The organism is Pseudomonas sp. IT-P100, assembly GCF_949767185.1.
GTDB classification, from domain to species: Bacteria; Pseudomonadota; Gammaproteobacteria; order Pseudomonadales; family Pseudomonadaceae; genus Aquipseudomonas; species Aquipseudomonas fluorescens_B.
Genome location: NZ_CATKQK010000056.1, coordinates 50,244 through 61,780, shown reverse-complemented (window position 1 = coordinate 61,780; position 11,537 = coordinate 50,244). Strand labels below are relative to the sequence as shown.

Sequence of the window (11,537 nt, the reverse complement as noted above, 5' to 3'; positions counted from 1 at the left end):
CTCTCGCCCGCCGACGCTAAGACCAAGCGGGCAGCTCAACAGGTTTAAAAAACGAATGAATGCTCTAGCCCGCCGCGCTGCAGGCCTGCTGCTCAGCACAGTTTGTCTGCCACTTTCAGCCCTCGCTGCCGATCCGCAACCCACCCACGAATTCACCCTCGACAATGGCCTGAAGGTCGTCGTGCGTGAAGACCATCGTGCGCCGGTGGTGGTTTCCCAAGTCTGGTACAAGGTCGGTTCAAGCTACGAGACACCGGGGCAAACCGGCTTGTCCCATGCGCTGGAACACATGATGTTCAAGGGCAGCGAGAAAGTCGGCCCCGGCGAGGCCTCGCTGATCCTGCGCGACCTCGGCGCGGAAGAGAACGCGTTCACCAGCGACGACTTCACTGCCTACTATCAAGTGCTGGCCCGCGACCGCCTGGGCGTGGCCTTCGAACTCGAAGCGGACCGCATGGCCAGCCTGCGCCTGCCGGCTGACGAATTCGCCCGCGAAATCGAAGTCATCAAAGAAGAACGCCGCTTGCGCACTGACGACAAGCCGATGTCCAAGGCCTACGAACGCTTCAAGGCCATGGCTTACCCGGCCAGCGGCTATCACACGCCGACCATAGGCTGGATGGCGGACCTCGACCGCATGAAAGTCGAAGAGCTGCGCCACTGGTACCAATCCTGGTACGTGCCGAACAACGCCACGCTGGTGGTGGTCGGCGACGTGACCCCGGAAGAGGTCAAAACCCTGGCCCAGCGCTATTTCGGTCCGATCGCCAAGCGTGATGTGCCGCCTGCGAAAATCCCGATGGAACTGGCCGAACCCGGCGAGCGGCAGATCACCCTGCATGTGCAGACGCAATTGCCGAGCCTGATGCTGGGCTTCAACGTACCGAGCATCGCCACCGCTCAAGACAAGCGTTCAGTCAACGCCTTGCGCCTGATCTCGGCCCTGCTCGACGGCGGCTACAGCGGACGCATCCCGACACAACTGGAACGCGGCGAAGAGCTGGTGTCCGGCGGCTCGTCGAGCTACGACGCCTACACCCGCGGCGACAGCCTGTTCACGCTTTCGGCAACGCCGAACACCCAGAAGAACAAAACCATGGCCCAGGCCGAAGCCGGGTTGTGGAAGCTGCTCGAACAGCTGAAAACCACCGCGCCATCGGCCGAAGAGCTGGAGCGCGTGCGGGCCCAGGTGATTGCCGGCCTGGTTTACGAGCGTGACTCGATCACCAGCCAGGCGACCGCCATCGGCCAACTGGAAACGGTCGGCCTGTCGTGGAAGCTGATGGACACCGAACTGGCCGAACTGGAAAGCGTCACGCCAGAGGACATCCAGAAAGCCGCCAAGCTGTATTTCACCCGCGAACGTCTCAGCGTCGCCCATGTCCTGCCACTGGAGACGACTCATGAGTGAGCGTAAAAAACCACGTCTGGCCCTGATTGGCCTGGTTGCTGTTGCCCTGATCGGCTCCGCGGCCTTCTATTTCTCGAAGACTGACGAATCCATCGCCAGCGAAGCCCTCGACAAGGCCAAGTCCAGCCAGAAGCTGCAATCGCTGGCCGAACTCGACGGCAAGGCGCCGAGTCGCCGCACGCTGGACGTGCAGACCTGGAACACGGCCGAAGGCGCCAAGGTGCTGTTCGTCGAGGCCCGCGAGTTGCCGATGTTCGACATGCGCCTGATCTTCGCCGCCGGCAGCAGCCAGGACGGCGATGCGCCGGGCCTGGCCGTGCTGACCAACGCAATGCTCAACGAAGGCGTGGCCGGCAAAGATGTTGGCGCCATTGCCCAGGGCTTTGAAGGACTGGGTGCCGACTTCGGCAACGGCGCGTTCAAGGACATGGCACTGGCCTCGTTGCGCAGCCTCAGCGCCGCGGACAAACGCGAGCCCGCACTGAAACTGTTCTCCGAAGTCGTCGGCAAACCGACCTTCCCCGCCGATTCGTTTGCGCGCATCAAGAACCAGATGCTCGCCGGCTTCGAATACCAGAAACAGAACCCCGGCAAACTCGCCAGCATCGAGCTGATGAACCGCTTGTACGGCGACCACCCTTACGCGCATTCCAGCGATGGCACGGCGAAAACCGTTCCAGCCATTACCCTGGCTCAGTTGAAGGCGTTCCATGAGAAAGCCTACGCCGCCGGCAACGTGGTGATTGCGCTGGTGGGCGACCTGTCCCGCGCCGAAGCCGAGGCGATGGCTGCGCAAGTCTCCGGCGCGCTGCCGAAAGGCCCTGCCCTGGCGAAACTGCCGCAACCGGACGAGCCAAAAGCCAGCATCGGCCACATCGAGTTCCCGTCCAAGCAGACCAACCTGATGCTCGCGCAACTGGGCATCGACCGTGACGACCCGGATTACGCCGCGCTGTCCATGGGCAACCAGATCCTCGGCGGCGGTGGCTTTGGCACCCGTTTGATGAGCGAAGTGCGCGAGAAGCGCGGCCTGACGTACGGCGTGTATTCGGGCTTTACCCCGATGCAGGCGCGCGGCCCGTTCATGATCAATCTGCAGACCCGTGCCGAGATGAGTGAAGGCACGCTGAAACTGGTGCAGGATGTGCTCGCCGACTACCTTAAAACCGGACCGACCGAGAAAGAACTCGACGACGCCAAGCGTGAACTGGCCGGCAGCTTCCCGCTGTCCACCGCCAGCAACGCGGATATCGTCGGCCAGCTCGGTGCGATGGGGTTCTATAACCTGCCGTTGAGCTATCTGGAGGACTTCATGCAGCAGTCCCAAAGCCTGACCGTCGAGCAAGTCAAAACGGCACTGAACAAACACCTGAGCACGGACAAAATGGTCATCGTCAGCGCTGGCCCGACCGTGCCGCAAAAGCCGTTACCGGCCCCTACTGATAAACCTGCCGAGCAGCCGCTCGGGGTTCCGGAGCATTAATGGCCACTCGTCCTAAAAAACCTGTTCACAACGTGCACAACGGCGTGAATCAACTGCGCATCATCGGCGGTGAATGGGGCAGCCGAAAGCTGAGCTTCCCCGATGCACCCGGCCTGCGCCCCACGCCAGACCGAGTGCGTGAAACCTTGTTCAACTGGCTTGCACCGTATGTGCCCGGGGCCAAGGTCTTTGACCCGTTCGCCGGCAGCGGCGCGCTCTTCCTCGAGGCGCTGTCCCGTGGCGCGGCGATGGGCCAGGCGCTGGACGCCAGCAACATCGCCGTCTCAAGCATCAAGGAACATCTGGGCACCCTGCGCTGCACCACCGGCCAGATCCAGACGGCCGATGCCCTGCGCTACCTGGAAACCCAGCCAGCAGTGGCTTACGACCTGGTGTTCCTCGATCCGCCGTTCAACCAGAACCTGTTGCCCACCGTCTGCACTCTGCTGGAAGAGCGCCAATGGCTGGCGAACGACGCCTGGGTGTACACCGAGAGCGAAACCGCCCCTTCGACGCTTGGTTTGCCGGCGAACTGGCGCCTGCACCGCGAGCAGAAATCCGGGCGCGTCTACTACTCGCTGTGGCAGCGAAGCACTGAAGTGTCTTCTTAAAGTAATCACCTGGACGGCAAACCGTCCGTCCAGGGTGCCTTCCCGCTTTCTCAAACAGCAACATACCCGGTTTGCCTGATTCTTTTCCTTTAGTTCATTGTGAACTTGCGAAACAACTCGCATGGACGCAAAGGACTATTAACGGAATGAAAGTATTAACTAACGAGACAACTTCCAGTTCGACTACCGAGTTCACACTCGATAATGGCCTCAAGGTCATTGTGCGCGAGGATCATCGGGCCCCGGTGGTCGCCTCCCAGGTCTGGTACAAGGTCGGCGCCAGCTACGAACCTCCGGGTCAGACCGGCCTGTCCCACGCGCTGGAACACATGATGTTCAAGGGCAGCAAAAAAGTCGGCCCGGGCAAAATCCTGCCACTGCTGCGCGAGCTCGGTATCCAATTCAACGCCGTCACCGGTAACGACTTCACCGCGTACTACCAAACGCTGGCTCGTGATCGTCTGGGCGTGGCCTTCGAACTGGAAGCGGACCGCATGGCCAATCTGCTTCTGCCGGCCGACGAATTTGCCCGGGAAATCGAAGTCATCAAGGAAGAACGTCGTCAGACCACCGACGACAAACCAATGGCCAAGGCCTACGAACGCTTCAAGGCCATGGCCTACCCGGCCAGCGGTTACCACACGCCGACCATCGGCTGGATGGCTGACCTCGACCGGATGAAGGTCGAAGAACTGCGTCACTGGTATGAGTCCTGGTATGCGCCGAACAACGCCACGCTGGTGGTGGTCGGCGACGTGACCGCGGACGAAGTCAAAGCCCAGGCCCAGCGCTACTTCGGCCCGATCGCCAAACGCGATGTGCCGGCCGCGAAAAGACCGCTGGAACTGGCCAGGCCCGGTGAGCGCCAGATGACTCTGCACGTGAAGACGCAATTGCCCAGCCTGATGCTGGCCTTCAACGTGCCGAGTATCGCGACCGCCAAAGACAAGCGTTCAGTGCATGCCTTGCGCCTGATTTCGGCCTTGCTCGGCGATGGCCACAGCGCGCGCATCCCGACGCAACTGCAACGCGATGAAGAGCTGGTGTCCGACGGTACGTCGAGCTATAGCGCCTACACCCGGGGCGACAGCCTGTTTCTCCTGTCGGCAACACCCAACAGCCATAAAAACAAAACCATCGCCCAGGCCGAAGCCGGTTTGTGGAGGCTGCTGGACCAGCTGAAAACCACACCGCCGACCACTGAAGAACTGGGACGCGTACGCGCACAAGTCATCGCCGGGCTGGTTTACGAGCGCGACTCGATCACCCGCCAGGCCAGCGCTATCGGCCGACTGGAAACGTTCGGACTGTCGTGGAAATGGATGGACACCGAACTGGCCGAGCTGGAAAGCGTAACGCCAGAAGACATCCAGAAAGCCGCCACGTTGTATTTCACCCGCGAGCGGCTCAGCGTCGCCCATATCCTGCCAATGGAGGCCAATAAAGAGGATGGGGATGAGTCCGGCGAAGGCGAAGTGCCAGACAAGGAGAACTCCAGCCAAATGCTGCAATCGCTGGCTGAGCTCGACGGCAAGGCGCCAAGTCATCGCCTGCTCGACATGCAGACCTGGAATACCACCGAAGGCGCCAACGTGTTGTTCGCCGAGGCCAGAGGGTTACCGATGTTCGACGTGCGTCTGACCTTCGCTGCCGGCAGCAGCCGGGATGGAGACACTCCAGGCCTGGCCATGCTGACAAACTTGATGCTCAACGAAGGTGTTGCGGGCAGTGATGCCAACGCTATTGCCCAGGGTTTCGAAAGCCTGGGCGCACAGTATGCCCCCGGCACTGATCTGGATACGGCGCAAGTCTCCCTGCGCAGCCTCAGCGCCAAGGACAAACGCGATCCGGCACTGACCCTCTTCGCCGAAGTCGTAGGCAAGCCAACCTTCCCTGACGACGCGCATGCGCGCCTGCGCAATCAGACCCTCGCCGCTTTCGAAGATCAGAAGCATGACCCGGGCAAACGGGCGAGCCTGGAGTTGATGAACCGCTTGTATGGCGATCATCCGTACGCGCATGCCAGCGATGGCACGGCGCAAGCCATTCCGTCCATCACCCCGACCCAGCTGCGCGCGTTCCACGAAAAAGCCTACGCGGCCGGCAACGTGGTGATCTCGTTGGTGGGTGACTTGTCCCGTGCCGAAGCGGAAGCCATTGCCGCGAAGATATCCGCGACCCTGCCCGAAGGCCCGGCCCTGGCGAAAGTCCCGCAACCGATAGAACCCAATGCCAGCAAAAGCCACATCGAATTCCCATCGCAACAGACCATTCTGATGCTCGCACAACTGGGCATCGACCATGACAATCCAGACTACGCGGCACTGTTCATGGGCAACCAGATCCTTGGCGGCGGTTTCGGCACTCGACTGATGAGCGAAGTCCGCGAAAGACGTGGCCTGACGTACGGGGTTGTTTCAGCCTTCACGCCGATGCAGGCGCGCGGTCCGTTCATGATCAAACTGCAGACCCGCGCCGAAACAAGCGAAGGCACGCTGAAACTGGTACAGGACGTGCTCGCCGACTACCTTAAAACCGGCCCGACCGAAAAAGAACTGGCTGATGCCAAACGCGCGTTGGCCGGCAGCTTCCCGCAGTCCACTGCGAGCAACGCACACATCGTCGCGAAACTGGCGTCTATCGGCTTTTACAACCTGCCGTTGAATCATCTGGACGACTTCATGCAGCAGTCCCAGCGTCTCACCGTAGCGCAGGTCAAAACCGCATTGAACAAACACCTGAGCATGGACAAATTGGTCATCATCAGCGCAGGACCGACCGTCCCGCAAAAGCCATTGCCGGAGCCTGCAGATAAACCTGCCAGGTAATTGCTCAATCTGTCAGGCGACTTTCGCAGCATCGGCAAGCAGAAAACCGAGCGACTCTACTGTTCGTTGTGGCAACGTATGGCAGAGATCGCCGGTTAACCCACCGGCCTGAAAAGGTGCGCACAGGTTGCGCACCGCTGCATCGAGAGCCATCGTGTCTTTTCCGCCAGAACGCTTCACCCCCGCCTTCGGCCTTGGCAACCCGCACTTGCAAACCTTGTGGGGACCGCTGTGGCGCAAAACCACGCACATCGAACGCGAGCGTGAACGCTTGTGGCTCGAGGACGGTGATTTCCTTGACCTGGACTGGCACGGTCCGCACCGCGCCGATACGCCGCTGGTGCTGGTGTTGCACGGCCTGACCGGTTCCTCCAATTCACCTTACGTGGCCGGCGTGCAGAAAGCACTGGGCGCCCAGGGCTGGGCCAGCGTCGCGCTGAACTGGCGCGGCTGCTCGGGGGAACCGAATCTGTTGCCACGCAGCTACCATTCCGGTGCCAGTGAAGACCTCGCCGAAGCCATCAGACACCTGCGGGCCAAACGACCGCTCGCGCCGCTGTACGCGGTCGGTTATTCCCTCGGCGGCAACGTTTTGCTCAAACACTTGGGCGAGACCGGCAGCGACAGCGGCGTGGTCGGCGCCGTGGCAGTGTCGGTGCCGTTTCGGCTCGATCAGTGCGCCGACCGTATCGGCCAGGGTTTCTCGAAGGTGTATCAGGCGCACTTCATGCGCGAGATGGTCGCCTACATCAAGAACAAGCAGCGGCAGTTCCAGCATGACGGGCGCGAGGATGGCCTGGCGAAGCTGGCCGCCCTGGGCTCGCTGGAAAACATGCGCACCTTCTGGGATTTCGATGGCCGGGTCACCGCGCCGCTGCATGGTTTCACCGATGCTCAGGATTACTATCGCCGTGCCTCGAGCCGCTATTTCCTTGGGGACATTCGCACGCCGACGCTGATCATTCAGGCCGCCGACGACCCGTTCGTGTTCCCTCACAGCCTGCCGTCAGCCGAGGAATTATCCGCCTGCACCCAGTTCGAGCTGCAAGCCAGGGGCGGGCATGTCGGCTTCGTCGATGGCACGTTCCGGCAACCGGGTTACTACCTGGAACGGCGCATCCCGCAGTGGCTGGCCGCCGTGGGTCGTGGGTAAATCGATGGATACCGATCAGGGCGAGTCGATCCATTTCTGGCAAACGGCACCGTTGGCCGGGGTAGAGTTGTTGTCTGCGCGCTACATCGAACACCGCTTCGCCCCGCATGTGCATGACGGTTACGTGATCGGCATGATCATGGCCGGCGCTCAGCGTTATCGCTATCGCGGCGCCGAACACCTGGCGGGCAGCGGCACGCTGGTGTTGATCAATCCGGATGAATTGCACACTGGGCACAAGGGCACGGAAGACGGTTGGCTGTACCGGGCGTTTTATCCCGACAGCGGGCAGATTCTCTCGCTGCTGACCGAGCTGGAACTGCCAACCCACACCTTGCCGGCGTTTGGCGCCACGCTGTATCGCGATCCGGATCTGGTCAAGGGCTTCTGCCAACTGCACCGGCTGCTCGAAACACCGTCAACCGCCCTGCAACAGCAGACCGCCTGGCGGGAGTTGATGCTGTCGTTGCTGCAACGTCACGCCGCTGTCCCGGACGCCGGCAAACCCGGCAAGGAACACCGCGCGGTGACCCTGGCCAAGGAACTCCTGCAGGCGCAATTGGCGGCGCCGCCTTCGCTGGAAGAACTCGCGGCAGCGGTGAACCTGTCGCCGTTCCATTTCGCCCGGGTGTTCCGCCGCGCCACTGGCATGCCACCGCACACCTGGCTGATACAGCAGCGCATCGCCCGGGCACGAGGGTTATTGCAGAGTGGCTGTCTGCCGCTGCAAGTGGCCACGCAATTGGGATTTGCCGACCAGAGTCATCTGAATCGGCAGTTCAAGCAGGTTTACGGAGTGGGCCCGGGGGCGTATCGCAGAGCCCGACTTTAGAAACAAAAAGATCGCAGCCTTCGGCAGCGCCTACAGTGGGAATGCGCAGGCGCTGCCGGAGGCTGCGATCTTCTGATCTTTACTCGCCGGTGGCGACGCCCCGCGCAGGTTCGTTGATCCACTCGCTCCACGACCCGGCATACAACGATCCCAACGGATATCCCGCGAGGCACAACGCAAACAGGTTATGACACGCCGTCACGCCAGAGCCGCAGTACGCCACCAGATCATTCGGTGAACGATTGCCCAGTTTCTCGGCAAACCGCTGCTTGAGCTGATCGGCCGGCAGGAAATGCCCGTCGCTGCCAAGGTTGCCGGTGAACGCCGCGCATTGCGCGCCGGGAATGTGCCCGGCAATCGGGTCGATCGGTTCCACTTCGCCCTTGAAACGCGGCAAGGCCCGGGCATCGAGCAGGGTCATCGCGGGTTGGCCGAGACGTTGCTGAAGCTGTTCGGCGCTCAGGATCAGCCCGTTGTCCGGCGTCCCGTTAAAGGTGCCACGTTCAACACCAGAGGCATCGAGGCTCAGGGGCAAACCCGCCGCGTGCCAGGCCTTGAGCCCGCCATCGAGAATGAACACGCCGTCGCGCTTGCCCAACCAGGCCAGCAACCACCAGGCCCGCGCCGCATAGGCGCCGGGACCATCGTCATACAAAACCACTTCGCTGTCGGCGTTGATGCCCCAGGCCTGCAAACGCTCGATCAACTCTCCAGGCTCGGGCAACGGATGGCGCCCGGTCACTCCTTTGACCACTGCCCCGCTCAAGTCGCGCTCAAGATCGGCAAAACTCGACCCGGCGATATGCCCTTCGGCATAGCTGCGCTGGCCGTAATCCGGGTCTTCGAGGGCAAAACGACAATCCAGAATCACCAACCCTGGCTGCTCCTTTTTCAGGTCCAGTGCTTGCGGGCTGATCAATTGCGCAATGGGCATAACGGGCTCCAGTGATTAGGCGATGTCTGATCCTACTGTACTTCTTCCAGGGCTTGCGCCAGCGGCACGTAAAACTCCTCGAACAAGGCGTTGACCGCATCGCGGGACTGATCCGTGACAAACCCGGCTTCCAGCACCAGCACCTGGTACACCCCACGCTTGATTGCCTGTTCGCTCAGGTGATTGGAGTTCTCCCGCGTGGTGCACAGGAAACGCACCCAGGACGTCAGGATGATCCAGGCGTTGAGGGTCAGGGATTCGATCTGTACCCGATCCATCTTCAAGATGCCGGCCTCGACGAACCCTTTGTAGATCGCCGTGCCCTGGATCACGCAGCGCTGGGAAAAACGCCGATAACGGGCGGCCAGTTCCGGATCGCTGTCGAGCAAGTGCTCGAGGTCACGGTGCAAAAACCGGTAGCGCCACATGGCTGCCAGCAACTCCTGGAGGTAGTAACGCTTGTCCTCCACCGTCGCGGCGCGCCCTTGGGGCGGGCGCAGGAAGCTGTCCACCAGGCTTTCATACTCACTGAACAATACGGCGATGATCGCCTGCTTGTTGGGGAAGTGGTAGTACAGGTTGCCCGGGGAAATTTCCATGTGGGCAGCAATGTGGTTGGTGCTGACGCTGCGCTCGCCCTGCTGATTGAACAGCTCCAGGCTGTTCTGCACGATGCGCTCGCTGGTTTTGATCCGTGGGGCCATGGCTTGAGCTTTAATTCAGAGGGCGTTGCCGGGCATCTTACGACCTATCCGCCCGTGGATAAAACATCGCTGCGCCAGGATGTCATTTGACTTTCTAGAGCATAGACTCTAAAAAGCTCGTCACAACAATAAATCCGGAGATGACCATGTCTGCTGAAATTGCCTACCTCCAGAATCTGCAGCAGCCACTGGAAGAACTCCAAACCCTGTTCGAGGCCCAGCGTGCAGCCTATGCCGCCAACCCGATGCCCCCCGCGGCGCAGCGCCAGCAATGGCTCAAAGCGTTGCGGGATGTGTTGAGCACTGAACGCCAGGCGCTGATCGACGCCATCAGCCAGGATTTCAGCCACCGCAGCGCCGATGAAACCCTGCTCGCCGAACTGATGCCGAGCCTGCACGGCATTCACTACGCCAGTCAGCACCTCAAGGGCTGGATGAAGCCGTCACGGCGCAAAGTCGGTGTTGCCTTTCAGCCCGCCTCGGCCAAAGTCGTTTATCAGCCGTTGGGCGTGGTCGGAGTGATCGTGCCCTGGAACTACCCCCTGTACCTCGCCATCGGCCCTTTGGTGGGCGCATTGTCGGCGGGCAACCGGGTGATGCTCAAACTCAGCGAGTCGACCCCCGCCACCGGCCTGCTGCTCAAGGCTTTGCTGGGCCGGATCTTTCCCGAAGACCTTGTGTGCGTGGTGCTCGGCGAGGCCGATATCGGCGTGGCGTTCTCCCGCCTGCGTTTCGACCACCTGCTGTTCACCGGCGCCACCAGCATCGGCAAACATGTGATGCGCGCGGCCGCCGAGAACCTGACGCCAGTGACGCTGGAACTGGGCGGAAAATCCCCGGCCATCGTTTCCCGGGATGTGCCATTGAAAGATGCCGCCGAACGCATCGCCTTCGGCAAGACGCTCAACGCCGGGCAAACCTGCGTGGCCCCGGACTACGTGTTGGTTCCGGAAGACCGCGTGGGCGCTTTCATCGAAGCCTATCGCCAGGCAGTTCGCGGATTTTACCCGACCCTGGCTGACAACCCGGACTACACCGCGATCATCAATGACCGACAACTGGCCCGGCTCAATGGCTACATCAGCGATGCCACCAGCAAAGGCGCGCTGCTGATTCCGTTGTTCGACCAGGGTCAGGGGCGCCGCATGAGCCATAGCCTGCTGCTCAACGTCACTGACGAGATGATGGTGATGCAGGACGAAATCTTCGGTCCTCTGCTGCCGATCGTTCCGTACAAGGACCTGGATGAAGCATTTGCCTACATCAGCCAGCGACCTCGTCCGTTGGCGCTGTATTACTTCGGCTACGACAAGCGCGAACAAAACCGCGTCCTGCACGAGACCCATTCCGGTGGCGTGTGCCTGAACGACACGTTGCTGCATGTTGCCCAGGACGACATGCCGTTCGGCGGCATCGGCGCCTCGGGCATGGGCCATTACCACGGCCATGAAGGCTTCCTGACATTCAGCAAGGCCAAAGGTGTGCTGATCAAACAGCGCTTCAACGCGGCGAAGCTGATCTACCCACCGTACGGCAAAACCATCCAGAAACTGATCCAGAAGCTGTTTATCCGCTAACGAT

Annotated in this window: 9 protein-coding genes and 2 pseudogenes; 8 read left to right on the top strand and 3 right to left on the bottom strand. The window is 61.3% G+C overall.

The features are described from left to right. Positions 1 to 55: 55 nt before the first annotated feature. The 5 genes and pseudogenes from ACM6IQ_RS25670 to ACM6IQ_RS25650 form a co-directional block, all read left to right on the top strand. Positions 56 to 1,411 (top strand): M16 family metallopeptidase, encoded by a 1,356-nt coding sequence (locus tag ACM6IQ_RS25670; RefSeq protein WP_017341292.1) that lies wholly within the window; start codon positions 56 to 58, stop codon positions 1,409 to 1,411. Then, complete coding sequence (locus tag ACM6IQ_RS25665) at positions 1,404 to 2,894, top strand: M16 family metallopeptidase (RefSeq protein ID WP_414880155.1); 1,491 nt, start codon at positions 1,404 to 1,406, stop codon at positions 2,892 to 2,894. Before ACM6IQ_RS25670 ends, ACM6IQ_RS25665 begins: the two co-directional genes overlap by 8 nt. Beyond that, complete coding sequence (gene rsmD / locus ACM6IQ_RS25660; protein WP_017341294.1) at positions 2,894 to 3,505, top strand: 16S rRNA (guanine(966)-N(2))-methyltransferase RsmD; 612 nt, start codon at positions 2,894 to 2,896, stop codon at positions 3,503 to 3,505. Before ACM6IQ_RS25665 ends, rsmD begins: the two co-directional genes overlap by 1 nt. A gap of 182 nt (positions 3,506 to 3,687) precedes the next feature. Further along, positions 3,688 to 4,953 (top strand): annotated as a pseudogene (locus tag ACM6IQ_RS25655) (M16 family metallopeptidase); the annotation flags it as partial. A gap of 24 nt (positions 4,954 to 4,977) precedes the next feature. Then, positions 4,978 to 6,333 (top strand): annotated as a pseudogene (locus tag ACM6IQ_RS25650) (M16 family metallopeptidase); the annotation flags it as partial. 12 nt (positions 6,334 to 6,345) lie between these two features. On the opposite strand, the gene ACM6IQ_RS25645 reads toward ACM6IQ_RS25650, so the two are convergent. Then, complete coding sequence (locus ACM6IQ_RS25645; protein WP_414880154.1) at positions 6,346 to 6,486, bottom strand: hypothetical protein; 141 nt, start codon at positions 6,484 to 6,486, stop codon at positions 6,346 to 6,348. A gap of 1 nt (position 6,487) precedes the next feature. Between ACM6IQ_RS25645 and ACM6IQ_RS25640 the strand changes: the two genes are divergently transcribed. Together ACM6IQ_RS25640 and ACM6IQ_RS25635 are read left to right on the top strand one after the other, a co-directional pair. Further along, on the top strand, positions 6,488 to 7,486 hold the full coding sequence (locus tag ACM6IQ_RS25640; RefSeq protein ID WP_414880153.1) for a hydrolase: 999 nt from the start codon (positions 6,488 to 6,490) through the stop codon (positions 7,484 to 7,486). A gap of 4 nt (positions 7,487 to 7,490) precedes the next feature. Further along, positions 7,491 to 8,318: an AraC family ligand binding domain-containing protein gene (locus ACM6IQ_RS25635; RefSeq protein ID WP_414880152.1), complete on the top strand. Its 828-nt coding sequence runs from the start codon at positions 7,491 to 7,493 to the stop codon at positions 8,316 to 8,318. A gap of 79 nt (positions 8,319 to 8,397) precedes the next feature. Here the strand turns inward: ACM6IQ_RS25635 and ACM6IQ_RS25630 are convergent, their stop codons facing one another. Both ACM6IQ_RS25630 and ACM6IQ_RS25625 read right to left on the bottom strand, forming a co-directional pair. Then, the gene (locus tag ACM6IQ_RS25630; RefSeq protein WP_414880151.1) at positions 8,398 to 9,252 is read right to left on the bottom strand and encodes a sulfurtransferase; all 855 of its coding nucleotides are present in this window, start codon (positions 9,250 to 9,252) and stop codon (positions 8,398 to 8,400) included. 32 nt (positions 9,253 to 9,284) lie between these two features. Then, the gene (locus ACM6IQ_RS25625; RefSeq protein WP_017341298.1) at positions 9,285 to 9,956 is read right to left on the bottom strand and encodes a TetR/AcrR family transcriptional regulator; all 672 of its coding nucleotides are present in this window, start codon (positions 9,954 to 9,956) and stop codon (positions 9,285 to 9,287) included. Positions 9,957 to 10,084: 128 nt separating this feature from the next. Here ACM6IQ_RS25625 and ACM6IQ_RS25620 point away from each other — a divergent pair, with 128 nt between their 5' ends. Continuing rightward, entirely contained in the window at positions 10,085 to 11,533 is a 1,449-nt protein-coding gene (locus ACM6IQ_RS25620) for a coniferyl aldehyde dehydrogenase (protein ID WP_414880266.1), read from the top strand. Positions 11,534 to 11,537 lie beyond the last annotated feature (4 nt).